Annotated in this window: 24 protein-coding genes; 21 read left to right on the top strand and 3 right to left on the bottom strand. The window is 70.9% G+C overall.

Translation table 11 applies throughout. The features are described 5' to 3' along the window. The first annotated feature begins 134 nt into the window (after positions 1-134). Positions 135-1,124, top strand: a complete 990-nt coding sequence (gene trxA, locus F787_RS0110125; protein WP_028492088.1) for a thioredoxin — start codon at positions 135-137, stop codon at positions 1,122-1,124. Between the two features lie 55 nt (positions 1,125-1,179). Here trxA and F787_RS0110120 read toward each other — a convergent pair whose 3' ends face one another. Beyond that, the gene (locus tag F787_RS0110120) at positions 1,180-2,538 is read right to left on the bottom strand and encodes a diguanylate cyclase (RefSeq protein WP_028492087.1); all 1,359 of its coding nucleotides are present in this window, start codon (positions 2,536-2,538) and stop codon (positions 1,180-1,182) included. A gap of 192 nt (positions 2,539-2,730) precedes the next feature. Between F787_RS0110120 and F787_RS0110115 the strand changes: the two genes are divergently transcribed. The 6 genes from F787_RS0110115 to F787_RS0110090 all read left to right on the top strand — a co-directional run bounded on the left by F787_RS0110115 (position 2,731) and on the right by F787_RS0110090 (position 10,608). Then, positions 2,731-3,714 carry a TAXI family TRAP transporter solute-binding subunit gene (locus F787_RS0110115; RefSeq protein WP_028492086.1) on the top strand — a complete coding sequence of 328 codons (984 nt, stop codon included), beginning with the start codon at positions 2,731-2,733 and terminating at the stop codon, positions 3,712-3,714. After that, complete coding sequence (locus F787_RS0110110; protein ID WP_028492085.1) at positions 3,707-6,472, top strand: TRAP transporter permease; 2,766 nt, start codon at positions 3,707-3,709, stop codon at positions 6,470-6,472. Before F787_RS0110115 ends, F787_RS0110110 begins: the two co-directional genes overlap by 8 nt. Before the next feature lie 76 nt (positions 6,473-6,548). Continuing rightward, positions 6,549-7,658, top strand: a complete 1,110-nt coding sequence (glcE, locus tag F787_RS0110105; protein WP_028492084.1) for a glycolate oxidase subunit GlcE — start codon at positions 6,549-6,551, stop codon at positions 7,656-7,658. Between the two features lie 13 nt (positions 7,659-7,671). Next, entirely contained in the window at positions 7,672-8,940 is a 1,269-nt protein-coding gene (glcF, locus tag F787_RS0110100; RefSeq protein ID WP_028492083.1) for a glycolate oxidase subunit GlcF, read from the top strand. 112 nt (positions 8,941-9,052) lie between these two features. Beyond that, positions 9,053-10,255, top strand: coding sequence for an alanine--glyoxylate aminotransferase family protein (locus F787_RS0110095; protein ID WP_028492082.1), 1,203 nt, complete (start codon positions 9,053-9,055; stop codon positions 10,253-10,255). A 23-nt stretch (positions 10,256-10,278) separates the two neighbouring features. Beyond that, entirely contained in the window at positions 10,279-10,608 is a 330-nt protein-coding gene (locus tag F787_RS0110090) for a hypothetical protein (RefSeq protein ID WP_018946938.1), read from the top strand. An 18-nt stretch (positions 10,609-10,626) separates the two neighbouring features. Here the strand turns inward: F787_RS0110090 and F787_RS0110085 are convergent, their stop codons facing one another. Then, positions 10,627-11,346, bottom strand: coding sequence for a YdcF family protein (locus tag F787_RS0110085; RefSeq protein ID WP_051246106.1), 720 nt, complete (start codon positions 11,344-11,346; stop codon positions 10,627-10,629). Between the two features lie 119 nt (positions 11,347-11,465). On the opposite strand from F787_RS0110085, the gene F787_RS0110080 reads away from it, so the two are divergent. The 13 genes from F787_RS0110080 (at position 11,466) to F787_RS0110020 (ending at position 22,343) form a co-directional block, all read left to right on the top strand. After that, entirely contained in the window at positions 11,466-11,738 is a 273-nt protein-coding gene (locus F787_RS0110080; RefSeq protein ID WP_018870250.1) for a phosphopantetheine-binding protein, read from the top strand. Beyond that, the gene (locus F787_RS0110075) at positions 11,735-12,349 is read left to right on the top strand and encodes a ketosynthase (protein ID WP_028492080.1); all 615 of its coding nucleotides are present in this window, start codon (positions 11,735-11,737) and stop codon (positions 12,347-12,349) included. Before F787_RS0110080 ends, F787_RS0110075 begins: the two co-directional genes overlap by 4 nt. Next, positions 12,346-13,716 carry an AMP-binding protein gene (locus F787_RS0110070; protein ID WP_028492079.1) on the top strand — a complete coding sequence of 457 codons (1,371 nt, stop codon included), beginning with the start codon at positions 12,346-12,348 and terminating at the stop codon, positions 13,714-13,716. Before F787_RS0110075 ends, F787_RS0110070 begins: the two co-directional genes overlap by 4 nt. Before the next feature lies 1 nt (position 13,717). Then, positions 13,718-14,044, top strand: a complete 327-nt coding sequence (locus F787_RS0110065; protein WP_018870253.1) for a hypothetical protein — start codon at positions 13,718-13,720, stop codon at positions 14,042-14,044. Continuing rightward, positions 14,041-14,934 (top strand): hypothetical protein, encoded by an 894-nt coding sequence (locus F787_RS0110060; RefSeq protein ID WP_018870254.1) that lies wholly within the window; start codon positions 14,041-14,043, stop codon positions 14,932-14,934. Before F787_RS0110065 ends, F787_RS0110060 begins: the two co-directional genes overlap by 4 nt. Beyond that, entirely contained in the window at positions 14,924-15,544 is a 621-nt protein-coding gene (locus tag F787_RS0110055) for a LolA-related protein (RefSeq protein ID WP_051246102.1), read from the top strand. The genes F787_RS0110060 and F787_RS0110055 overlap by 11 nt, the downstream gene beginning before the upstream one ends. 6 nt (positions 15,545-15,550) lie before the next feature. Further along, positions 15,551-17,974: an MMPL family transporter gene (locus tag F787_RS0110050; RefSeq protein WP_028492077.1), complete on the top strand. Its 2,424-nt coding sequence runs from the start codon at positions 15,551-15,553 to the stop codon at positions 17,972-17,974. Further along, positions 17,971-19,161 (top strand): beta-ketoacyl-ACP synthase, encoded by a 1,191-nt coding sequence (locus F787_RS0110045; protein WP_028492076.1) that lies wholly within the window; start codon positions 17,971-17,973, stop codon positions 19,159-19,161. The genes F787_RS0110050 and F787_RS0110045 overlap by 4 nt, the downstream gene beginning before the upstream one ends. Further along, positions 19,158-19,955: a beta-ketoacyl synthase chain length factor gene (locus tag F787_RS0110040; RefSeq protein ID WP_028492075.1), complete on the top strand. Its 798-nt coding sequence runs from the start codon at positions 19,158-19,160 to the stop codon at positions 19,953-19,955. Before F787_RS0110045 ends, F787_RS0110040 begins: the two co-directional genes overlap by 4 nt. After that, a complete protein-coding gene (locus F787_RS0110035; RefSeq protein WP_028492074.1) occupies positions 19,952-20,392 on the top strand; it encodes a hypothetical protein in 441 nt (146 codons plus the stop codon). Before F787_RS0110040 ends, F787_RS0110035 begins: the two co-directional genes overlap by 4 nt. After that, positions 20,389-21,111 (top strand): 3-oxoacyl-ACP reductase FabG, encoded by a 723-nt coding sequence (fabG, locus tag F787_RS0110030; protein ID WP_028492073.1) that lies wholly within the window; start codon positions 20,389-20,391, stop codon positions 21,109-21,111. The genes F787_RS0110035 and fabG overlap by 4 nt, the downstream gene beginning before the upstream one ends. Before the next feature lie 19 nt (positions 21,112-21,130). Then, complete coding sequence (locus F787_RS0110025; RefSeq protein ID WP_028492072.1) at positions 21,131-21,886, top strand: glycosyltransferase family 2 protein; 756 nt, start codon at positions 21,131-21,133, stop codon at positions 21,884-21,886. Positions 21,887-21,947: 61 nt separating this feature from the next. Then, on the top strand, positions 21,948-22,343 hold the full coding sequence (locus F787_RS0110020; protein WP_018870262.1) for a hypothetical protein: 396 nt from the start codon (positions 21,948-21,950) through the stop codon (positions 22,341-22,343). A 34-nt stretch (positions 22,344-22,377) separates the two neighbouring features. On the opposite strand, the gene F787_RS0110015 is transcribed toward F787_RS0110020, so the two are convergent. Next, positions 22,378-22,872, bottom strand: a complete 495-nt coding sequence (locus tag F787_RS0110015; protein WP_018870263.1) for a YhcB family protein — start codon at positions 22,870-22,872, stop codon at positions 22,378-22,380. A 153-nt stretch (positions 22,873-23,025) separates the two neighbouring features. On the opposite strand from F787_RS0110015, the gene F787_RS0110010 reads away from it, so the two are divergent. Beyond that, a complete protein-coding gene (locus F787_RS0110010; RefSeq protein ID WP_018870264.1) occupies positions 23,026-23,577 on the top strand; it encodes a hypothetical protein in 552 nt (183 codons plus the stop codon). Position 23,578: the final 1 nt, after the last annotated feature.

Raw genomic sequence — 23,578 nt, 5'->3', positions numbered from 1 at the left:
CGGAACCCGCGGCCCCGCGCGCCGCGCAGTGCGCAGCGTACCAGAGCTCGCGGGGGCGGGGCTGCTTGCAATCGCGGGGACGATCCCAACAATGCACCGCATATCCCGTATTCCGATCTTTCAGGAGGTTTCCGATGACCGAAGCCGAAAACGCCACCGGCGATGCCATTCTCGACGTCACCCGCGACAGCTTCCAGCAGGCGGTGCTGGACGAATCGCACCGGCGTCCGGTGCTGGTCGACTTCTGGGCCGCCTGGTGCGGACCCTGCAAACAGCTGATGCCGCTGCTGCAGAAGATCGCCGAGGATTACGGCGGCGCGTTCCGCCTGGCCAAGGTCAACAGCGACGAGAACCAGGAGCTGGCCGGGCAGTACGGGGTGCGCAGCCTGCCCACCATCATGTGCTTCCGTCACGGCGAGGTGGTGGATCAGCAGATGGGGGTGCAGCCGGAATCCGCCATCCGCGAGATGATCGATCGCCACGTCGAGCGTCCCTCCGACACCCATCGCCAGCAGGCCCTGGCCGCCCTGCAGGCCGGGGACGCGGCTGGCGCCGTACACGCGCTGGAACAGGGCGTGGCCGTGGACCCGGGCAACAAGGACCTGCGCGCCGAGCTGGCCCGCGCGCAGATCCGCGCCGGCGACACCACGGCCGCCCGCGCCACCCTGGAAACTGCGCTGGAGGCCTTCCCCGAAGACCCGGATCTGCGCATCGAACTGGCGCGCGCGCTGTCTCAGGCGGGTGACCCCGACGCCGCCGAGGCGCAGCTCAATCAGCTGCCGCTGAACCGCGCCGAGGATGATGCGGTGAAGACCCTGCGTGCCCACCTGCGGTTCTCCCGCCGGGCCGCCGGCGCCGACCCGCAGGCGCTGACCCGGGAGATGCAGCAGGGCGATCCGGCGCCGGAGACCCTGGAAACCCTGGCCGCGTATTCCATGCTGCACGGTCGCTACGAGGAGGCCCTGGGCCTGTACCTGGAGCTGATGAAGCAGCACCCGGACTACAAGGACAACGAGGGCGACAACGCCGGCAAGAAAGGGCTGCTGGCGGCCTTCGACGCCCTGGGCAACGACAACCCGCTGGTCAGCCAGTACCGCCGCAAGATGATGGCCGCGATGTACTGAACGCCCCCCGCCGGCGGGCACCCTGCCCCGCGGGAGCAGGGGGGAGCGGCCCGGGTCAGTCGGCGGTGGCGACCCGATCGCGGCCGGCGTTCTTGGCGGCGTAGAGGGCGTCGTCGGCCCGGCGCACCAGGCGCTGGTAGTCCGGGTGGCCGTCGTGACTGGCCAGTCCGATGCTCACGGTCAGCCCGAGCTGCTCGCCATGGGCACCCTGGAACGGCTCGGCACGGACCGCGGTGCGCAGTTTCTCGGCGATGCGTTCGGCATCGCGCGGGACCACGTCCACCAGCATCATCAGGAATTCCTCTCCGCCCATGCGGAAGAGGTAGTCGCCGGCCCGCGAGTTGCTGACCAGCAGCGTGGCGAACTGCTGCAGGATGCGGTCGCCGGTCTCGTGGCCATGTTCGTCATTGACCCGCTTGAAATAGTCGATATCCAGGGCCAGTACCGCGAAGGGGGCATGGGTCTGCTGTACGCCGGCGATATGCCGTCCCAGCACCACGGGCAGGAACTTGCGGTTCAGGGTCCGGGTCAGGACGTCGCGCCCGGACTCCAGTTCGTTGCTGCGTTCGAACAGCTGACCCAGATGGTAGTCGATGCTGCGGACCTGCTCGCGCACGTCACGCAGGTAATCCTGCCGCTGCCGGGCCTCGACGCAGACCAGCGAAGGCAGCAGGAACTCGTCGATGCGGGCGATGGCCTCCAGCACCCGCTCGGTTTCCGCGGCCCCGCCAAAGGCGTCCACTCCCTTGTGCCGGAACCACAGGCCGAACTCGGAGGCCGCCAGCCGCGGCAGCTGCTCGCCCGAGGCCCCCATGGCCAGATCGAACATCAGCCCGTTCTCCCAGTCCAGCAGGCAGGCCCGCTGGCGGTCTTTCTCGCTGGCGAGGTTCTCCGACACTGCAAACAGACGGTAGGCTTCCTCGGCGCGGGCGTTGCGCTCATGCGAGCGTGAATAGGCTTGGCTCATCAGCTCCATCGCCATGTCGATGCTGTCGGAGACGTGACGCGCCGCCTGCAGCCGCATCACGTGTCCCATGCCGGCGTCCAGATCCAGCAGGGTCAGGAACTGCTCCTTCACGCAACGCGCGCCGCGCATGACCAGATGGATCGGGATGGAGATGCGCGCGTGGATGTCGCCCACGTGGGCCTGCCGCGCGGCCTGTTCCTCCACGTCACTGTCGCTCTCTACGGAGAAGATCCCGCGGATCCATTCCTGCAGCGAGGCGTTCAGCCGCGAGTTGACGTCTTCGTGGTCGAGGAACACGCAGGCATCCGGGTCCGCCAGCATCTCGGCGTAGAATCGTTCCGCCAGCATGGCCCGGTGCTGCTCCGCGAGCTCGCGCACGCGGTCGCGCACCGGCCCGGGACAGCGCTCAAGCCGTCGCTGCCACTCCTCGACCAGCTGCGGCTGCACTGCAGCCCGCCCGGACCCTCCGTCTGCCATCTTGCACTCCCTGTATCATGGCGCGCACCGGCATCACCGCCGGTCGCAGGCGGCCATTTGAACGCCCGGCGTGGCAGGCGTCAACGCAGGCAGGGCACGAGGATTTACATTGCGCGGCGTTAACCTACACTCCGGACGATCAGGCGCGACGAGGAAACGCGGATGAATCGCTACGGCGGATGCAGGGGCGCGGCCCTGCTGCTCGGTCTGCTGGTGCTGTTGCCGGCCCTGCCGGCCATGGCCGGGCAGGCCTTCGTGAACATCGGCACCGGCGGGGTCACCGGGGTGTACTACCCCGCCGGCCAGCACCTGTGCCGGCTGTTCAATGCGGCGCGCGACAAACACGGCATGCGCTGCACCGCCGAAAGCACCGGCGGCTCGGTGTTCAACCTGAACATGATCCGTTCGGGCGACATGGACTTCGGCGTGGCCCAGTCGGACCTGCAGCACCACGCCTACCACGGCAGCGGACGCTTCGAGGCCTTCGGCCCGGCGCGTCACCTGCGGGCGATGTTCAGCCTGCACCCCGAACCGCTGACCCTGGTGGTGCACCCGGATTCCGGCATCGAGAGCCTGGATGACCTGCGCGGCCAGCGGGTGAATATCGGCAACCCCGGTTCGGGTCAGCGCGCGATGATGGAAGAACTGCTGGACGAACTCGGCTGGGACCACGACACCTTCGCCCGGGTCGCCGAACTGCCCTCGCGCGAACAGGCCCAGGCGCTGTGCGACAACCGCGTGGATGCCTTCGTGTTCTCGGTCGGACACCCCTCGGCCGCGATTCAGGAACCCATCGCCACCTGCAACGCCCGGCTGGTCTCGCTGGAGGGCGAAGCCATCGACCGCCTGGTAAACGAAACCCCGTATTACATGGCCGCCGAGATCCCGGCCCGGACCTATCCCGGACAGGAAGACACCATCCGTACCTATGGCGTGGGCGCGACCCTGGTCACCTCGGAGCGCACCAGCAACGAGGCCGCCTACGCCCTGACCCGCGCGGTGTTCGAGAACTTCGATACCTTCCGCGGTCTGCACCCGGCGTTCGCGGGACTGGAGCGCGAGGCGATGGTGGACGAAGGCCTGTCCGCGCCGCTGCATCCGGGGGCGCGGCGCTATTTCCGCGAGGCAGGATGGATCCATGACTGAGCCCGAACGCACACCCCCGCAATCCGCCGCCCCGCAGGAGATCGAGACCGGAGCGCGCCATCCCGGCACCGCGACGCGCGGCCTGATCTTCGTGGTCGCAGTCGCATGGTCGCTGTTCCAGCTATGGATCGCCTCGCCGCTGCCGGACGCGCTGGACTGGTTTACGGTGTCGGACACCGATGCCCGGGCGGTGCACCTCGCGTTCGCGGTGTTCCTCGCCTTCCTGCTGTTCCCGGCCTTCCGGCCGACCGCGCGGCGCACCCTGCCGACGCGCGCCTTCGGTATTGCCTATGGCCTTGGCGGGCTCGCCCTGCTGGCACTGGGCGCGTGGCAGGTCGCCGGGCTGGAGCGCCTGGGCGAGGTGTATGCCGCGCTGGGCGCAGCCCTGCTGCTGGTGGCCTGGCCGCTGCTGCGCGGGCGCGATCCGCTGGACCGGGTCCCGGCGTTCGACTGGCTCTATGCCGCGGTCGCCGCATTCAGCGCGCTGTATCTGTACCTGTTCCACGAGACTCTCGCGGACCGCGCCGGCGCACCCACCGAAGTCGATCTGATCGTCGCGGGGATCGGCCTGATCCTGCTGCTGGAGGCCGCCCGGCGGGTGCTGGGGCCGGCGCTGACCATCATCGCGGCGATCTTCCTGTTCTACACCTTCGCCGGGCCGCTGATGCCCGACCTGATCGCCCACCGCGGCGCCAGCTACCCGCGCGCGATGGCTCAGCAGTGGCTGTCCAACGAGGGCGTGTTCGGGATCGCGCTGGGGGTCTCCACCAGCTTCGTGTTCCTGTTCGTGCTGTTCGGGGCTTTGCTGGAACGCGCCGGCGCCGGCGACTACTTCATCCGCGTGGCCTTCGCCCTGCTCGGGCATCTGCGCGGCGGCCCGGCCAAGGCGGCGGTGGTGGCCTCGGGCATGACCGGGCTGGTCTCGGGCTCTTCCATCGCCAACACCGTGACCACCGGCACCTTCACCGTGCCGCTGATGAAGCGCGTCGGCTTCCCCGCGCACAAGGCCGGGGCGGTGGAAGTCGCCAGCTCGGTCAACGGCCAGCTGATGCCGCCGGTCATGGGCGCGGCCGCGTTCCTGATGGTCGAATACGTGGGCATCTCCTACGTGGAGGTGCTCAAGCACGCCATCCTGCCGGCCCTGATCGCCTACATCGCGCTGCTCTACATCGTGCATCTGGAGGCCTGCAAGGGCGGCATGGAGGGCCTGCAGCGCGCGGTCGGCGGCACCCTGCGCGGACGCCTGATCGCGTTCGGCCTGACCCTGACCAGCCTGATCATCCTCGCCGCTGCGGTGTACTGGGGGCTCGGCTGGATCAAGGACGTGGCGGGCGAGCGCGCGGCCTGGATCATCGCCGGACTGCTGTTCGCGGCCTACCTGATCCTGCTGTGGATCGCCGCGCGCGAGCCCGATCCCGATCCGCTGGATACCGACCGCCCGCTGCCACGCATCGGCCCCACGGTGCTGGCGGGCATGCATTTCATCCTGCCGCTGGTGGTGCTGGTCTGGGCTCTGGTGGTGGAGCGCCTGTCCCCCGGCCTGGCCGCGTTCTGGGCGGCGGCCTTCATGATCTTCATCGTACTGACCCAGCGGCCGCTGGTGGCCCTGTTCCGCCGCAGCGGCGGCCTGCTGCAGGCCACCTGGGCCGGAATCTGGGAACTGTTCAACGGGTTCGCCACCGGCGCGCGCAACATGATCGGGATCGGGGTGGCCACGGCGGCGGCCGGAATCATCGTCGGCACGGTGGCGATGACCGGGCTCGGGCTGGTGCTGACCGACGTGGTCGACACCCTGTCCGGCGGCAACCTGCTGCTGGTCCTGCTGCTGACCGCGCTGATCAGCCTGATCCTCGGCCTGGGCCTGCCGACCACGGCCAACTACATCGTGGTGGCCACGCTGATGGCCCCGATCGTGGTCGAACTGGGCGCCCAGAACGACGTCCTGATCCCGCTGATCGCGGCCCATCTGTTCGTCTTTTACTTCGGCATCATGGCCGATGTCACCCCGCCGGTCGGCCTCGCCTCGTTCGCCGGCGCGGCCGTCGCGAAGGCGGACCCGGTGCGCACCGGCCTCCAGGCCTTCGCCTACAGCCTGCGTACCGTGGCCCTGCCGTTCTTCTTCATCTTCAACAGCCAGCTGCTGCTGATCGGGGTGGACAACGTGTTCCAGCTGGCGCTGGTGTTCTTCGGCTCGCTGGCGGGGATCCTGGCGTTCACCGCGGCCACCCAGGGCTGGTTCCTGACCCGCAGCCGCTACTGGGAGTCCGCCCTGCTGCTGGTGGTGGCCTTCACCCTGCTCGCACCCACCGTGCTGATGGACCGCATCGCGCCGCCCCATGTCAGCGAGGACCCGGCGACCCTGACCGAGGTAGTGGACGCAGCCCCGGAGGGGGCGAACCTTCGCCTGCGGGCCACCGGCCTGGATCTGGAGGGACGCGAGGTCACCCGCACGGTGATGTTCCCCCTGAGCGAGCGCCGTGACGACCCGCTGGAGCGCCTGTCGGAGGCCGGTCTGGACGTGGATCCGGAGGAAAGAACGCGCATCCGCACGGTTGCTTTCGGCAGTCCCGCCGCCCGCGTAGGCTTGGAAGGTGGCTGGGAGATCACCGCGGTGCTGGTGCCCACCGACCGGCCGAGCCCGTACTGGTTCTATCTGCCGGCGCTGGCCCTGGGGCTGGTGGTGGTGTGGAACCAGCGGCGGCGCGATCCGCCTGCGGGGCCCGGCCCGGCAACGGCGGCGCCGACGCTCCCGGCCTGAACCGCGCGGGGCCGCCCCCGACCGGCCGGATGCCGAACGCACCCGCGCGCCGCCACCCGAAACCCGCGGGAGACCGATGTCCGAGACCGCCGACTACAGCCAGGAACTCGCCCGCGCGGTACGCGAGGCCGCCGATGGCGGCCGCCGGCTGTGGATCGCCGGGGGCGGGACCCGGTCGACGATCGCCCGCCCCGACCCCCTGCCGGGTGACGTCGAGTCCCTCGATGTGACCGCACACCGCGGCATCACCCATCTCGCCCCCAGCGAGCTGGTGGTCAGTGTGCGGGCCGGCACCCCGCTGGCCGAACTGCAGGCCGAGCTGGCGGCGGTGGGCATGATGCTGCCGTTCGAGCCGGGGGATCCCGGGCCGGGCGCCACCGTGGGGGGCATGGTGGCCACCGGACTGTCGGGTCCGCGCCGGCCGTGGACCGCCAGCCTGCGCGATGCCGTACTGGGCACCCGCGTGATCAACGGCTCCGGCGAGATCCTGCGCTTCGGCGGCGAAGTCATGAAGAACGTCGCCGGCTTCGACGTCTCGCGCCTGATGGCCGGCAGCCTGGGCGGCCTCGGGGTCCTGCTGGAGGTCAGTTTCAAGCTCCTGCCGCGCCCCACGCACGAGCTCACCCTGCAGCGGAACCTGGACGCCGCCGGCTTCATCGACGCCTGTCGCGAGCTCGGCCGTACGGCCCTGCCCCTTTCCGGGCTGGCGTGGAACGACGGCCGCATGTACCTGCGTCTGAGCGGCGGGGAACAGGCGGTCACGGAAGCCGCCGAGCGCCTGGGGGATGCCCCGGCCGCGGATGGCGAAGGCTTCTGGAGCGGTCTGCGCGACCATCGCGCGGAACCCTTCACGCGCGAACCCGCGCCCGGCGAGCGCCTGTGGCGCATCGTCGTGCCCCCGGCCACGCCCCCGCCGGAACTGCCCGGCGAGTGGCTGCTGAACTGGGGCGGCGGGGAGCGCTGGCTGTGCAGCGAGGCCGACCCGGCGCGGGTGCGCACGGCGGTGGAGGCCGCCGGCGGACATGCCCGCATCTGGCACGGGGACCCGGCCGGTGCACCGCGCCTGCATCCGCGCGGCACCGCCCTGGAGGGGCTGGAGGCCCGGGTGCGACAGTCCATGGACCCCGAAGGCATGTTCCACAGTCCGCTGCTGCCCGGCTCCCCGGCCCGCGCCACCGGTACCTGAAGCGAGCACTCCCATGGACACCCGTATCCACGAACGCTACGCCGACGACCCGGCCGCCCGCATCGCCGCACAGGCCCTGCGCAACTGCGTCCACTGCGGTTTCTGCAACGCGACCTGCCCCACCTACCAGGAACTGGGCGACGAGCTGGACGGGCCGCGCGGGCGCATCTACCTGATCAAGCAGGTACTGGAACAGGGCGAGGCCGATGCGGCCACCGGGCGCCACCTGGATCGCTGCCTGACCTGCCTCAACTGCATGACCACCTGTCCCTCCGGGGTCAACTACGCGCATCTGGTGGAATTCGGCCGCGAGGCGGTGGAACGCGACGTCCCGCGCGGCTGGCGCGAACGTCTGCTCCGCGCCATGCTCAAGCGCACGCTCCCCGCCGGGTGGCCGTTCCGCCTCGCCCTGGGTGCCGGGCGCCTGGCCCGACCGCTGCTGCGCGGCGAGCTGCGGGCCAAGGTGCCAGCCGCCCATCCGGCCCCGCCGAGCCCCGCCGCACCTGCCGGCGACCCGGTGCTGCAGGGCGGGGCCGTACCCTTCGAACACGGCCGCGTGCTGCTGCTGGCCGGCTGCGTGCACGATGCCATCGACGCGCGCATCAACGCGGCGTTCGAGCGCCTGATGGCCGCGCGCGGCATCGCGGTGGAACGGGTCTCCGCCGCGCGCTGCTGCGGCGCGGTGGAACATCACCTGAGCGACGGCGAACGCACCCGTGCGCGGCTGCGCGCCAATCTCGACGCCTGGGCGCCGGCACTGGAGCAGGGGGTGGACGCGGTGGTCTCCACCGCCAGCGGCTGTGGTGCGATGCTGCGCGACTACGCCCACCTGCTGGAGGGTGACGACGAATACCGGGAGCGGGCGCGCGAATTCACCGCGCTGGTGCGCGACCCGGCCGAACTGTTCGACGCCGACACCGTCCGTGCGCTGGGGATCGAGGTCACCGGCGAGGACCGCCGGATCGCGTGGCACGCCCCCTGCACCCTGCAGCACGGCCAGGGCCTGGCCGGACGCGTGGAGCCGCTGCTGCAGGCCGCGGGCTGCGAGGTCCTGCCGGTCGCCGAGGGCCACCTGTGCTGCGGCTCGGCCGGCACCTATTCCATCACGCAGCCGGCCATGGCGCGGCAGCTGCGCGACCGCAAGCTGGGGAACCTGGAGGCCGCGGCCCCGGCGCGCATCGTGTCGGCCAACATCGGCTGCCTGAGTCACCTGCAGTCGGGCACCGAACGCGGGGTGGAACACTGGCTGAGCCTGCTGGACCGCCACCGCCGGGAAGGGTGACCATGAACCGGCGCGGGGAACTCCCGCCGCGCGGTGGGGGCGCTTGCCCGCACCCCGGGCGGGGCCTACATTCGCGCCATCCGATTTCCCGAGTACAGCAGAAGGTTAAACGATGACCGCTTCTTCCTTTCTTCCGCCGCAACGCACCCTGATGGGGCCCGGCCCCTCCGACGTGAACCCGCGCGTGCTGAGCGCGATGAGTCGCCCGATCATCGGCCACCTGGACCCGGTGTTCGTCCGCATGATGGAAGAGATGAAGGGCCTGCTGCAGTACGCCTTCCAGACCGAAAACGCGCTGACCCTGCCGGTCTCCGCCCCCGGCTCGGCCGGCATGGAGACCTGTTTCGTGAACCTCGTCGAACCGGGGGACAAGGTCATCGTCTGCATCAACGGGGTGTTCGGCACCCGCATGAAGGAGAACGTCGAGCGCTGCGGCGGCACCGTCGTGGTGGTGGAAGACGACTGGGGCGCCCCGGTCTCCCCGGACAAGGTCGCCGACGCACTGAAGGGCAACCCGGACGCGAAGATCCTGGCCTTCGTGCATGCCGAAACCTCCACCGGCGCCTGCTCCGATGTCGAGACCCTGTGCCGGCTGGCCCGCGAGCACGACTGCCTGACCATCGTGGACGCCGTCACCAGCCTCGGTGGCAGCCCGCTGAAGGTCGACGAGTGGGGCGTGGATGCCATCTACTCCGGCAGCCAGAAGTGCCTGTCCTGCACCCCCGGCCTGTCGCCGGTCAGCTTCAGCCAGCGCGCGGTGAACCGCATCCAGGCGCGCAGCCACAAGGTGCAGAGCTGGTTCCTCGACCTGAATCTGGTCATGGGCTACTGGGGTGGCGGCGGCAAGCGGGCCTATCACCACACCGCGCCGATCAACGCCCTGTACGCCCTGCACGAATCACTGGTGATCCTGCAGGAAGAAGGCCTGGAGAACAGCTGGGCGCGGCACTGCCGTCACCACGACGCCCTGCGCGCCGGCCTGGAGGCGATGGGCCTCGAATTCCTGGTGGCCGAGGAACACCGCCTGCCGCAGCTCAATTCCGTCCATGTCCCCGAGGGTGTGGACGAAGCGGCGGTGCGTAGCGAACTGCTGGAACGCTACGGCCTGGAGATCGGCGCCGGCCTGGGGCCGTACGCCGGCAAGGTCTGGCGCATCGGCCTGATGGGCTACGGCGCGAACGAACGCAACGTGCTGACCTGCCTGTCCGCTCTGGAGGCGGTACTGGCGGATCGTGGCGTGGTGGAACCCGGCCGGGCGATGGCGGCGGCGCGTGCGGCCTATGCCCGCATGGATGCCGCCGGCAGCACCGGCTGAACAAACGACCCGAGGAGGCTTTGATGACCCTGAGCGAACTGCTGAACTACCTGGATCGGCACATGGACACGGAATTCCTGGACGGCGATGCCGCCGGCACCCTGGCAAAGGCCCGCAACGGCGAACACAAGGACCCGATCGTGGCCGAAATCCTCACCGCGCTGATGGACGGGGCCGGTGCCGACGGCCCCGACACCACGCTGGAGCGTGCCGAGGCGGTCAAGTCGATCGGCCCGGTGCGCCTGAAGTACATGGCCGACGATGCCCCGGTGGAGGGTTTCCGCCTGGTGGAGAAGACCATCACCACCATCGACGCCGCCTACAACGAGGAGGCCCTCGCCGCCCGCGGCTGACCGGGATCGACCCGCCGCTCAGGTAATCCGCCGGAGCATCCCGCGCCGGCGGAACACCCGGGCGAATACCCGCCCGGTGTGGTACCAGTGCAGCAGCCAGGCCTCGCGCCACAGTACCGCCCCCCGGGCAGCATGACGACCGGGCTCCGCGGGGCACGGCTGCAGGTGCAGCCCCAGCCCGCGCGCAATCGCCAGCGCCCGGGCCAGGTGATAGCGGCTGGTCACCAGCACCGCCGGCGGGGCCTCGCCGCCGGCGGTCTCCTCGTGCAGCAGATCGCGCGCATGCCGCAGGTTCTCCAGGGTATGCGTGGAGCGGTCCTCGATGCGGATACGCGCGTTCGCGACGCCCCGTTCACGCAGGAACGCCGCCCCGGCCGCGGCCTCGCTGGGCCCCTGCGCCGAAGTCTGCCCGCCCAGCACCAGCACCCGCGCCTGCGGATGCCGGCGCAGCAGCCGCAGCGCCCGCAGCAGCCGCAGGTGGTACCCGGGGGCCGGATGCCCCTCTTCCAGCTGCATCCCCGCCACCAGCACGGTCTCCACCGCCCGCGGCCGGCAGGGTGCATGCGCGGTGCGGCGCACGCCGTGCCACGCCAGCAGCAGGCTGACCCCGAGGGTCGCCAGGATCACGACCTGCGACAGCGCGAACATCGCCAGCCCGTCCGCACCCACGCGCCCCAGGGTTACCCGGCGATGCTGCGCCAATGTGACCTCCATGATCAGGATGAGAATAATCGGCATCCGGGCCTTGCCGAAGGCTGACACAACCCGGCGCCGGAGTAACACCTTCGTTTGAAGGGTACCAAGCCCGGGGTCTTACCGGTATCATCGCCCCCGACCAGGGACATCAGGGGGAAGTTATGGGGGCGCAGACGGCATTCGAGCAGGAAGTCGCCCGATTGATCGTGGACAGCCTGAACCTCGAGGAAACGGCGCCGGAAGACATCGAGCCGGAGGCCCCGCTGTTCCGCGAGGGTCTGGGGCTGGATTCCATCGATGCCCTCGAGCTGGCTCTGGCGATCGGTCGCGCGTATGGCGTGCAGATCCGTTCCGATGACGAGGACAACCTGCGGATCTTCGCGTCCCTGCGTGCGCTGAGTGAACATATCGAGGCGAACCGGACGTCCTCGTGACGGCAAGGCTGGCCGCGGCGGTTGCGCTGGCCTACCCGGTTTCGGTGATCGCCGGGCAATGGATCGAGCTGCAGCCGCTGCCGCTGGCCCTGCTGACGCTGCTGGTGTTTCTCGCCGTCGCCTCGTCCCTGCGCCCGCGGGCACGAGTACTGCTGGGCACGGGCCTGCTGGCGGCGCTGGCGCTGTTCGGCCTGACCCCGGCCGGCGAGTGGCTGATCCACGCGGTGCCGGTGCTGGTCCCGGGCCTGATCGCGGCGCTGTTCGCGCGCTCGCTGCGGTCCGGTTCCACGCCACTGATCACGCGGTATGCCCTGGAAATGGGGGCCTCGGACAGCCCCGCGGTTCATCGCTATACCCGGGTGATGACCGCCATCTGGGCCAGCACCTGCGCCCTGCTGGCGGTGGTCTCGGCCGGTCTGTCGCTGTTCGCGCCGGCGACCGTATGGGCGGTCGTGGCCAACGGCCTGAACTATCTTCTGCTGGGAGTCCTGTTCATGCTGGAATATCCGCTGCGTGCCCGTTTCCTGCCGGATGAACCCCGCGAAGGCTTTGTTGCCTATCTGATGCAGCTGGCGCGGGCCGACCATCGACGGATCCTGAGGCAGCCATGAGCGAAGCCGCTCCCCTCGCCTGCCCGCTGCTCGCGGACGCCGACACGCCACTGGCCCGGATCGGCGGACACCCGGTGTCGCGCGCCGCCTGGCTGGCCGACGTCCGCGAGCTGGCCGCCCGCCTGCCCGAGGCGCCGGCGGCCTTCAACCTGTGCGAGGACCGTTACCGGTTCTCGGTCGCCTTCGGCGCCATCCTGCTGCGCGGACAGATGAACCTGCTGCCGCCGGCGCGCGGGCGCACGGTGCTGGGCGAGATCGCCCGTGGCTATCCCGAAGCGGTCGCACTGGTGGACTCCTGCGAGGAGGACTTCCCCCTGCACACCCTGGCGGTCACCGCGCGCGGCGACGCCGAGGGCGGGAACGACAACCGTCCCGCGGACATCCCGATGATCCCCCGGGATCGCACCGCGATCCTTGGTTTTTCGTCCGGCTCCACCGGGACGCCCACCGCCCATCCGCGACGCTGGGGCGACCTGGTCGCGGTCACCGAGCAGGCGCTGCAGCGCCTGGAGCTGGACCGCGGCCCCGGACATGCCCTGGTCGCCACCGTGCCGCCGCAGCACATGTACGGCCTGGAGTCCACGGTGCTCCCGGCCCTGCTGGGCCCCAATACCCTGCTCGCCGAACGTCCGTTCTACCCTGCCGACGTGCACGCGGCGCTGGAGCGCGAGACCCGTCCGGTGCTGATCTCCACGCCTTTCCACCTGGGGACCTGCCTGCGTTCCGGCCAGTCGGCACCTGCCGCGCCGCGACGCATCCTCTCCGCCACCGCACCGCTGGAAGCCAGCACCGCGAAAGAGCTCGAGGCGCACTTTGGCGCCCCGGTCAACGAGATCTACGGCTGCACCGAGGCCGGTGCCATCGCTTCCCGCCGCACGGTTCACGAAGACCACTGGACGCCGTACCCGGGGGTACGGGTGCGCGCCGACGGCGATGCCTCCGGTCTGGCCCTCGCGCATGGTCCGCAGCATCGCGAGCCGGTTCCGCTGCCGGACTGCATCGAGGTCGCGGATGACGGCCGTTTCCGCATGACCGGTCGCCTGGCCGACATGCTCAATATCGCCGGCAAGCGGGCCTCGCTGGTGGAGCTGAACCGTCATCTGCAAACCCTCCCCGGGGTGCGGGACGGGGTCTTCATCCCGCCCGCGGACAGCTCGGATGCCGCCGGGATCACCCGGCTGGCGGCGCTGGTGGTGGCCCCGGAGCTGAGCGAATCCGCGATCCTGGAGCAGCTCGCCGAGCGGCTTGACCCGGCGTTTCTTCCGCGCCCGCTGGTGCGGGTGGACCGCCTGCCGCGCTCGGCGACCGGCAAGCTGCCGCGCCAGGCCCTGCTGGACCTGCTCGCCTGCCACGGGGAGCCCGTCTGAAATGGCGGGCCTGACCAGCCGGCCGCGCCGCATCCCGGAGGACCATCCGGCCCTTCCGGGGCATTTCCCCGGCAACCCGGTGGTACCCGGCGTGATGATCCTGGAACAGGTCGCGGCGGCCGCGGAGGAGCTGGGCCTGACCGCTCCCGCGCGTTTTCCGCAGATCAAATTCGTGGCGCCGCTGCCTCCCGAGACCGCGTTCCGGGTGGAGATCGACGAACCCGGGCGCCGCGGGACCCGTGCCTTCCGCTGCATCCGTGACGACGGCTCCGATACGCTGCTGTGCGCGGGGCAGCTGGACCCCGAACCGCCGGCCGACCCGTCATGAGCGGGGACTGGCGCGCTCAGGAAGAACGCGGCAGTCCCCTCGCCCTGCGCATCATCCTGTGGGTCGCGCTGCGCATGGGACGCCCCGCCGGGCGCCTGCTGCTGTACCCCATTACCGCCTATTTCCTGCTGCTGGCACCGCGCGCCCGCCGCCACAGCCGGCAGTATCTGCGGCGGGTGCTGGGGCATCCGCCGCGCGTGCGCGATGTCGCCCGCCACCTGCACAGCTTCGCCGCGGTGATCCTGGATCGGGTGTTCCTGCTCGCCGGGCGCGAGCAGGCCCTGGATATCCGGGTGCACGGCGCCGACATCTTCCACCAGGCACTGGACTCCGGGGACGGCGCGATCCTGCTGGGGGCCCATCTGGGCAGTTTCGAGGCCCTGCGGGCCCTGGCCGTGGGCCATCACGACTTCCCCGTCCGGGTACTGATGGACGCCGACCACAACCAGGTCATCACCCGCCTGCTGGATTCGCTCAACCCCGAGGTCGCGCACAGCGTGATCCCGCTGGGGCGTACCGACACCCTGATCCGCGCCCGCGAGGCGGTGGAACGCGGCGAGATGGTGGGCATGCTGGGCGATCGGGTGGTGGAAAACGATCGCACGGTGGAGTGCGAATTTCTCGGCGACCGCGCGGTCTTCCCCATGGGCCCGATGCTGCTGGCGACGGTGCTGAAGGTGCCGGTGATCCTGTGTTTCGGACTCTATCGCGGCGGCAACCGCTACGATATCGTCTTCGAACACTTTGCCGACGCGATCGAGGCGCCGCGGGCACAACGCGACGCGGTGCTGCAGGACTGGACCTGCCACTATGCCCGGCGCCTGGAGGCCCATGTGCGGAACGCCCCGTGGAACTGGTTCAACTTCTATGATTTCTGGCATGACGACTGACCACCACCGCACCCGCGGGCCCGCCCGGCTTGCATGGCTGGCCCTGCTGCCCCTGCTGTGGCTGCCGCTGCCGGCCGCCGCGGACACCCTGGATGCGATCCTGGCGGCCCTGAGCCTCGACGCGCCCGCGGAGATGGCCTTTCGCGAAGTCCGCCAGGACCCGATGCTGCAGTCGGAGGACCGCCAGAGCGGCCGCATCGCCTTCGAGCCCCCGGATACCCTGATCCGCGAGACCGACGGCCGGCGCGGCGAGCACGTGCGCATTGAGGGCCGGGAGCTGACCCTGACCCGCGGCGATTCGGTGCGCGAGATCCGTCTGGACGACCAACCCGGGCTGGAGGCCTTCGCCGGGCTGTTCCGCAGCCTGCTGCAGGGCGACCGCGAGGCACTGGAAGCCGGCTTCGAGGTCGAACTGGACGGCGATCTCGAAGCCTGGGAACTGGAGCTGCGCCCGCGCGACCGCGCGCTGCGCCGGGCGATCATCGAGATCACCATTCGCGGCCGCGAAGGCGAGATCCGGCGCATGGACACCTGGGAATCCGGCAACCGCACCAGCCGCATGCATTTCGAAGCACCGGCATCCGGCGACCCGTCCAGCGAACGCGACTGACCACGCATGTCGTCCCTCCCCTCGCGTGCCGCGGTCACGCTGTGGCTGGCCGGTCTGCTGATCGCGGCCCTGGTCCTGGCCCTGCGCGGCGAGATGGCCACCGATCTCGGACGCTTCATGCCCGACCCCGGCGCCGAGGCCGGACTGCCGCTGGACGTCGACGGCGGACCGGGAGCCCGCCAGCTGTTGCTGGCCATCGAGGGCGGCGATGCCGCACGGCGCGCCGCGGCCTCCGACGGACTCGCCGACGCCCTGCGCGGGGACCCGGCGGTCGCCGGCGTCCACAACGGACGCGGCGATTTCGACCCCGAGGCGCTGGAGGCGATCCTCGACCTGCGCTACCTGCTGAGCCCGGCGGTCACCCCCGAGCGCTTCTCCCGGGAGCACCTGGACAGCGCGTTCGCCGAGCGCCGCGACGACCTCTCCAGCGCGGTGCCGGCGATGCCGCGCGAGCTGATCCCGCGCGACCCCACCGGCGAACTGCTGGAACTGGGCGAGCGCCTGCGCGACCCGTTCGGCGACGCGACCCGCGGCGAACACGGCGTATGGACCGACCCGGCCGGCGAGCGGGCCCTGCTGGTCGTGCGCATCGCGCCGGCGGCCGAAGGCCTGGAGGAGCAGACCGGGCTGCTGCAGCGCGTCGAACAGGAATTCGCGGCCCTGGAGGACGCCGACCTGCGCCTGCTGCAGGCCGGGCCGCCCGCGATCGCGGTGGAATCGCGCGAGCGCATCCGCGCCGAGGTCACCGCCTTCAGCCTGGCCGCCTCGCTGGCGCTGGCGGTGCTGCTGCTGGTGGTTTTCCGCCACCCCCATCCGGTGTGGCTGGCGGCGATCCCGCTGGGCAGCGGGATCCTCGCCGGCGCGGCCGTGGTCACGCTGGTCTTCGGCCATCTGCACGGGATCGCGCTGGCCTTCGGCATCACCGTGCTGGGGGTCGCACTGGACTACCCCCTGCATCTGTTCGCACACGCCGGCCGCCGGGCTGCCGCACGGGTCGCCGGGGAACTGTGGCCCGCACTGGTGCTGGGTGCCGGTTCCACCGCACTGGTTTACGCGCTGATGGCGGCGACCTCGTTCCCCGGCATGGCCCAGCTGGGCCTGTTCGTGCTGACCGGCATCCTGGTCGCCGCCGCGGTCACCCGCTGGGTCCTGCCGGCGCTGCTGCCACGCGGCGCACGCGAACGGGGCCTGCCGGAACCGCGACTGCCTCTGCCCTCGCTGCGGCCACGCGGACGGCGAGCGGGCCTCGGTCTGCTGCTGGTGGCGATACTCGCGGCGCTGGCCGTCCTGCTGAGCCGCGACCCCTTCCCGTGGAACGACCAGCTCACCGCGCTGAATCCGGTGCCGGAGGAGGCCATCGCCCTGGATCGCGAACTGCGCGACGCGCTGGGGCTGCCGGACGTGCGCCATCTGGTGCTGATCCGGGGGGAATCCGCCGACGCCGTGCTGCAGGCCGCGCACGCGCTGGACGAACCGCTGGAGGCGCTGCGCGACGCAGGGGCGATCACCGGTTTCGACCATCCCGCGCAGATCCTCCCGGATACCGCGACCCAGCGGGCGCGCCAGGCGGCCCTGCCCGAGCGCGACACCCTGGCCGAACACGTGGAACGGGCCGTGCGGGACCACGGCTTTCAGGCCGAGGCCTTCACGCCGTTTCTCGATGACGTGGAACGCAGTCGCAAGATGGACCCGGTGACTCCTGACCGCCTGCCCGACGGGCCGCTGCGCCAGGCGCTGGAACCGCTGTTGCTGGCCCCGGGCGAACATTCGGCGGCGGGCCATGAACGGGCCTGGATCGGACAGGTGCTGCTGCGCGGGCTGAGCGATGCCGGCGCCGTGAGCCAGGGCCTCGACGCCGGCGCCCCGGCCGACGGGGCGGAAATCGGGCTGGTCGACCTGCGCGCCACCACCGAGGCCATGGTCGCGGATTTTCGCACGGCGGCCCTGACCCGCCTGGCCCTGGCCGCGCTGGCGGTCACCGCCCTGCTGTGGCTGCTGACGCGCGATCCCGGGCGCAGCCTGCGCATCGTGACCGCGGTCGCCGCCGGTCTGCTGCTGACCACCGCCAGTCTGCTGCTGCTCGGGATCGAGCTGACCCTGTTCCACCTGATCGCATTGATGCTGGTGATCGGGCTGGGGCTGGACTACGCGGTATTCCTGGGCCGCCCGGGCGCCATGGAGCCGGACGAGGCCCGGCGCACCCGCCGTTCGGTGACCCTGTGCGCCCTGTCCACCGGTCTGGTGTTCGCCCTGCTGGCCCTGTCCAGCCTGCCGGTGCTGCGCGCCCTGGGTCTCACCGTGGCCCTGGGCGTGGTATTTTCCTACGTGGCGGCCCTGTTGCTGGCCCGTCCCGTGAACCCGTCCCCGACGCTCGAGGCCCCCGGCCCCGGGCCGGGGTTGTTGCGCTCGAGGATCAAACCGTCTCCATGAATGCCCTGGCCATTACCGCCCACACCCAGACCAGCGCCGCCGGCACCGGCAACGCCGCGGGCGCGGCCGCGCTGCGCGCGGGCCGCAGTGGCCTGCGGCGCTGCGACCTGCCCGACGTGGATCTGGAGACCTTCATCGGCCGCGTCCAGGGCCTGGAAGATCACCCGCTGGAGGGCGAGCTGGCGCCGTTCGACTGCCGCAACAACCGCCTGGCCGAACTCGCCCTGCAGCAGGACGGCTTCCTCGACGCGGTCGCCAGCGCGGTGCGGCGCCACGGCGCCGACCGGGTCGCGGTGCTGCTGGGCACCAGCACCTCGGGGATCGCGGCCACCGAGGAGGCCTATCGCCGGCGCGATCCTGAGACCGGCGCCCTGCCCCCCGACTACGACTACCGCCACACCCAGAACATGTATTCGCTGGCGGACTACGTGGCCACGCGCCTGGGTCTGAGCGGGCCGGCCATGGTGGTCTCCACCGCCTGCTCCTCCAGCGCCAAGGTGTTCGCCGATGCCTGGCGTCATCTGCGGGCGGGGGTCTGCGACGCGGCCATCGTCGGCGGGGTTGACTCGCTGTGCGGGATGACCCTGTACGGCTTCAACGCCCTGCAGCTGGTGGCGCCCGAGCCCTGCACCCCGCTGGACCGGCAAAGGCGCGGGATCTCCATCGGCGAGGCGGCGGGCTTCTTCCTGCTGGAACGCGAGGAGGATGCCCCGGCGGATGCCCCGCGCCTGACCGGCCACGGCGAATCCAGCGACGCCCACCACATGTCCGCGCCCCACCCGGAAGGCGCGGGCGCAGCGCGGGCCATGCGCGAGGCCCTGCAGTGCGCCGGATGTGCGGGCACCGACGTGGACTACGTGCTGATGCACGCCACCGCGACCCCCGCCAACGACCGCTCGGAGGCCCGCGCGCTGGCCGACGTCCTCGGCCCGCAGGCGCGCTGTGCCGGCACCAAGGGCCTGACCGGACACACCCTGGGCGCGGCCGGCGCGGTGGGCGCCGCCCAGGCCCTGGCCAGTCTGGGCGGCGGCTTCGTGCCCGGCACCGCCGGACTGACCGACCCGGACCCCGAACTGGGTCTGGATGCGCGCGCGGCCAGCGAAGAACGCCCGGTGCGCCGGGTGCTGCTCAACGCCTTCGGTTTCGGGGGCAACAACTGCTCACTGCTGCTGGAGGCCCCGTGCTGAATCCCGTCGGCATCCACGCGGTCGGGCTGATCGGGCCCGGGCTGGCGGATTTCCCGTCGGCACGCGAGATCCTCGCCGGGCGCGAGGAGCACCTGTACGCACCGGTGCAGATCCCGCCCACCAGCCTGCTGCCCGCCAACGAGCGTCGGCGTACCACGCAGACCATCCGCCTGGCCCTGCATGCGGCCGAGGAGGCCAGCGAGGGCGGCGACCGCGCGTCCATGCGCAGCGTGTTCGCCTCCTCCAGTGGCGACATGGACATCATCGACCGCATCTGCGAGACCCTGACCCAGCCGGACCCGGCGGTCTCGCCCATGCAGTTCCACAACTCGGTGCACAATGCCCCGGCCGGCAACTGGTCCATCGCCACCCGCAACCCGGCCCCGGCCACCGCCCTGTCCGGCTTTACCGGCACGGTGGCCGCCGGCCTGCTGGAGGCGGTGACCCTGCAACTGGCCGAGGGGGGCGAAGTCCTGCTGGTCTGTTATGACGTGGCCTCGATGGAGCGGTTCCGCGAGGTCCGCCCGGTGCACGAGCACTTCGCCTTTGGCCTGCGCCTGGGCCCGGTCGCCGGCGCCCCCTGGCGCCTGCGCCTGGAACCCCGGCCGCAGGCTGCGGAGACCCGCTGCCGAGCGGATGCACTGGAGGCCCTGCGCGACACCAACCCGGCCGCCCGCGGCCTGCCCCTGCTTGAGCGCCTGGCCGGCGCGCATGCGCAGGAGGTCGTGCTGGAGGCACCCGCCGGACGTTCGCTGGCCGTGCACGTGGAAGAGTCCACGGAGGATACCCCATGACGCTGGATGCGAACGCCATTCGCGAGCGCCTGCCGCATGCCGGCGCGATGAGCCTGCTGGACGAGGTCGTCGCCCATGATGCCGACGCCATCCACTGCCGCGCCCGTTCGCACCGCGATCCGGACAATCCGCTGCGTGGCACAAGCGGGCTGCACGCCCTGGCGGCACTGGAATACGGCGCCCAGGCGATGGCCGTGCACGGCAGCCTGGGCGCGACGGACGCCGCGGCGCCGCGGGCCGGCTATCTGGCCGCGGTGCGCGACCTGCGCATCCACGCGCGGCGCCTGGACACCATCGAAACCGCACTGGACATCCACGCCGAGCGGGTGATGGCCGACGCCCGCAGCTCGATCTACGATCTCGCCGTGGAAGCCGCCGGCGAACCGCTGCTGGCGGCCCGCGCCACGGTCATCCTGGAACCCGGAGAAACCCCATGACGCGACGCGCACTCGTCACCGGCGGCAGCGGCGCCATCGGCGCGGCCATCGCCCGGGATCTCGCCGCCGCCGGCTGCGAGGTCTTCGTCCATGCCAACCGCAACACCGCGGCCGCCTCGAACGTCGTCGAAGAAATCCGCGCCGACGGCGGCCGGGCCGAGGTGCTGGGCTTCGACATCACCGACGCCGAGGCCACCCGCGCGGCACTGGAGGCCGAAATCGAACGCGGCCCGTTCCAGATCCTGGTGCACAACGCCGGGGTCCACGACGATGCCCCGCTGGCGGGCATGACGCCGGAACAGTGGCGCCGGCCACTGGAGGTCTCGCTGCACGGCTTCTACAACGTGGTGCAGCCGGCGCTGCTGCCGATGATCACCACCCGCTGGGGCCGGGTCATCGCCGTCACCTCGGTGGCCGGGGTCACCGGGAACCGCGGCCAGGCCAACTACGCCGCGGCCAAGGCCGGCCTGCACGGGGCGATCAAGTCGCTGGCTCAGGAGGTCGCGAGTCGCGGCATCACCGCCAACGCGGTCGCGCCCGGGATCGTCGAGAGCCCGATGAGCGAATCCGCATTCGATGCCGACACCATCCGCCGCATGGTGCCCATGCGCCGTGCCGGCGAGCCCGCCGAGGTCGCCGGGCTGGTGGGCTATCTCGCCTCCGAGGCCGCCGGCTACGTCTCCGGGCAGGTCATCGGCATCAACGGCGCCCTGGCCTGATGCCCCGGACCCCGCAACCATGAACGACCCCGTCGTCTTCGCCGTGATCCCGGCCCACAACGAGGCCGCGACCATCGAGGCGGTGGCCGCCGCCGCGCGGGCGCAGGTCGACCGGGTACTGGTGGTGGACGACGGTTCCGCCGACGACACCGCCACCCTGGCGGCCACCCATGCCGAGGTCCTGCGCCTGGAACCCAATCGCGGCAAGGCCGGTGCCCTGTGGGCCGGGATGCAGCAGGCGGTGTCCGCAGGCGCCGACGCGGTGGTCACCCTGGACGGCGACGGCCAGCACGACGCCACGGAAATCCCGGCGCTGATCGCCGCGTGGCGGGAACAACCCCGACACCTGATCCTCGGCGCCCGGCTCAAGGAGCGCGAACGCACACCGCCGCTGCGCCTGTTCGGCAACCGGGTCGCGGATTTCTGGATCGGCTGGGCTTCGGCGCAGCCGCTACGCGATTCGCAGTCGGGCTTTCGCCTGTACCCCGCCGATCTGCTGCGGCAGATGCGCATCCCCCACGGGCGCAGCCGTTCGTTCGTGTTCGAGAGCGAGGCGCTGATCGCGGCCGAACGGCACGGCTTTCCGGCACGTCTGGTGCCGGTACGCTGCATCTATCCCGAGGATCGCCGCCCCAGCCATTTCCGGCCGGCGGCCGACACCCTGCGCATCATCTTCATGGTCGCCGGTCACCTGCTGCGTCGCGGAATGCGCCCGCTCGGGCTGTGGCGCTCGCTGCGCCGGCCGGAGGTGGCGCCGACCGTGGAAAACAGCTGACCGGAACTCTACACTCGGGTGTCGTTGCGTCGCACACCGGAGAACTGGAGGGAACCGCACCATGCACTACAAGACCCTGCTCATCGTCGTCGTCACCAGCCTGTTCCTGGTGGTCGGCTGCCGCGGCACCGCCCCGGTGCATAACGTCAGCGACACCACCATCACCAATGCGCAGGGCGAGCGTCCCGATGCCGAAGTGATGTCGCAGGCCATTCGCGATGCGGGCGCCCGGCTCGGCTGGCGCATGGAGGAGGTCGAACCGGGCGTGATGGAAGGGGCAATCCGCGTGCGCGATCACACGGCCGTGGTGGAGATCCCGTATTCCGCCGGCCAATACCGCATCGACTACAAGGACAGCACGAACCTCAACCACACCAACGGCGAGATCCACCCGAACTACAACCGCTGGATCGAGAACCTGGACAACCAGATCCGGGCCGAGCTCTCGCGCCGGTAGCCCGGGATCCGCACGGGTCGGGACCGGGAGCGGCTCAATCGGGGCGCGGGCGTTCCGGATCGGACCGGCGCTCGCGCTGCCCGGCCTCTTCGGGATCGGAGGCATCGGACAGGCGTCCCGACTCCTGCGGGCCCCGGTCGCCCGACTCCGAAGATTCGCCGCCGCCCTGGCCGGGATCGAAATCGCGCTGGTGGGTATTCGCCAGCATCTTGCCCGCCCGATCCTCCAGGCGTTCGCGGGTGGGCTTGTCGGCCAGCTCCTCGGCGCTCTGCGCCAGATGGTGATAGAGGTCACGGTAGGTGCCCGCCATGCTGGCGAACAGCGTGGCCGTACGGTCGAAATGATCGTTTACCTGCGAGCGGTAGCGCGTGAGCTCCTGCATGCGCTGATCCAGCTCTTCTTCCAGCTGACGGATCAGCTTGCGTTCGTCGCTGGTCACCCGGCCGACCCAGAAGCCGACCAGCGCCGCCACCACGATCGCCAGGATGCCGAGGGCCACCCACAGCCCGACTGCCGTCTGTTCTTCCACCGCTGTCACCTTTTTTCGCTCCGGCGTGCCGCCGGCGTTGCTTCCGGAGCCCCGGGCCTTTCCCCGGAGCGTCCCGGGGCCATTGTGCCCCACGCTCCGTGCGAACGCACATGCTACCCTCGCACAAACCCCCGGAAAGCAAGGATTCCCACGATGCAGGATTCGCCGCGCGCGCAGCAGATCCGGCAGGCCCATGCCACGCTGATCCATCTGGTGGTGCAGGCCTGCCAGAACCCGCAGAGCCGGCAGGAGCTGGAGCCCGTCCTGGAACAGGCGATCCAGGGCGGCTGGACGGACCTGGTCGCCCGCATCCGTCAGGTGCTGGACGGCCAGCGCGACCCGTCTCTTTTGAACGGTCTGGACGAGGAAGACAGCGCCATTCTTTCATCCATTCTCACCGGCCTGCAGGACCCGGCCACACTGCCGGATCCGAACCAGACCGCCGATGCCGCGCAGGCCGCGCCGGGGCTGGCGCAGATGATCCACGGAGCATCCCGCGGCGATCCGCAGTCGCTGCACTGGCTGTCGCAGATGGCCGAACAGATGACCCGCGCGGGCGGCGACATGGCGCGTCTGGGCGGCATCACCAAGCGCCTGGTGGATGGCGAACGCGATCCTGAGGTGCTGTGTCAGGGCATGGGTCCGCAGGGCGAGAACCTGGTGCAGTCCATCCTGAGCGAACTGGGCAAGCTGGAACGTCACTGAC

The sequence above is a fragment of the Thioalkalivibrio sp. ALE19 genome (assembly GCF_000428605.1).
Lineage (GTDB): Bacteria > Pseudomonadota > Gammaproteobacteria > Ectothiorhodospirales > Ectothiorhodospiraceae > Thioalkalivibrio.
Note: the sequence above shows the minus strand (reverse complement) of the source record. Positions and strands in the feature narration are given on the sequence as shown.

What these genes read in the sequence shown, in the direction of transcription:
- trxA (WP_028492088.1), top strand. Translation starts at nt 135, where the DNA reads ATGACCGAAGCCGAAAACGCCACCGGCGATGCCATTCTCGACGTCACC.
- F787_RS0110115 (WP_028492086.1), top strand. Translation starts at nt 2,731, where the DNA reads ATGAATCGCTACGGCGGATGCAGGGGCGCGGCCCTGCTGCTCGGTCTG.
- F787_RS0110110 (WP_028492085.1), top strand. Translation starts at nt 3,707, where the DNA reads ATGACTGAGCCCGAACGCACACCCCCGCAATCCGCCGCCCCGCAGGAG.
- glcE (WP_028492084.1), top strand. Translation starts at nt 6,549, where the DNA reads ATGTCCGAGACCGCCGACTACAGCCAGGAACTCGCCCGCGCGGTACGC.
- glcF (WP_028492083.1), top strand. Translation starts at nt 7,672, where the DNA reads ATGGACACCCGTATCCACGAACGCTACGCCGACGACCCGGCCGCCCGC.
- F787_RS0110095 (WP_028492082.1), top strand. Translation starts at nt 9,053, where the DNA reads ATGACCGCTTCTTCCTTTCTTCCGCCGCAACGCACCCTGATGGGGCCC.
- F787_RS0110090 (WP_018946938.1), top strand. Translation starts at nt 10,279, where the DNA reads ATGACCCTGAGCGAACTGCTGAACTACCTGGATCGGCACATGGACACG.
- F787_RS0110085 (WP_051246106.1), bottom strand. Translation starts at nt 11,346, where the DNA reads ATGCCGATTATTCTCATCCTGATCATGGAGGTCACATTGGCGCAGCAT.
- F787_RS0110080 (WP_018870250.1), top strand. Translation starts at nt 11,466, where the DNA reads ATGGGGGCGCAGACGGCATTCGAGCAGGAAGTCGCCCGATTGATCGTG.
- F787_RS0110070 (WP_028492079.1), top strand. Translation starts at nt 12,346, where the DNA reads ATGAGCGAAGCCGCTCCCCTCGCCTGCCCGCTGCTCGCGGACGCCGAC.
- F787_RS0110065 (WP_018870253.1), top strand. Translation starts at nt 13,718, where the DNA reads ATGGCGGGCCTGACCAGCCGGCCGCGCCGCATCCCGGAGGACCATCCG.
- F787_RS0110060 (WP_018870254.1), top strand. Translation starts at nt 14,041, where the DNA reads ATGAGCGGGGACTGGCGCGCTCAGGAAGAACGCGGCAGTCCCCTCGCC.
- F787_RS0110055 (WP_051246102.1), top strand. Translation starts at nt 14,924, where the DNA reads ATGACGACTGACCACCACCGCACCCGCGGGCCCGCCCGGCTTGCATGG.
- F787_RS0110050 (WP_028492077.1), top strand. Translation starts at nt 15,551, where the DNA reads ATGTCGTCCCTCCCCTCGCGTGCCGCGGTCACGCTGTGGCTGGCCGGT.
- F787_RS0110045 (WP_028492076.1), top strand. Translation starts at nt 17,971, where the DNA reads ATGAATGCCCTGGCCATTACCGCCCACACCCAGACCAGCGCCGCCGGC.
- F787_RS0110035 (WP_028492074.1), top strand. Translation starts at nt 19,952, where the DNA reads ATGACGCTGGATGCGAACGCCATTCGCGAGCGCCTGCCGCATGCCGGC.
- fabG (WP_028492073.1), top strand. Translation starts at nt 20,389, where the DNA reads ATGACGCGACGCGCACTCGTCACCGGCGGCAGCGGCGCCATCGGCGCG.
- F787_RS0110025 (WP_028492072.1), top strand. Translation starts at nt 21,131, where the DNA reads ATGAACGACCCCGTCGTCTTCGCCGTGATCCCGGCCCACAACGAGGCC.
- F787_RS0110020 (WP_018870262.1), top strand. Translation starts at nt 21,948, where the DNA reads ATGCACTACAAGACCCTGCTCATCGTCGTCGTCACCAGCCTGTTCCTG.
- F787_RS0110010 (WP_018870264.1), top strand. Translation starts at nt 23,026, where the DNA reads ATGCAGGATTCGCCGCGCGCGCAGCAGATCCGGCAGGCCCATGCCACG.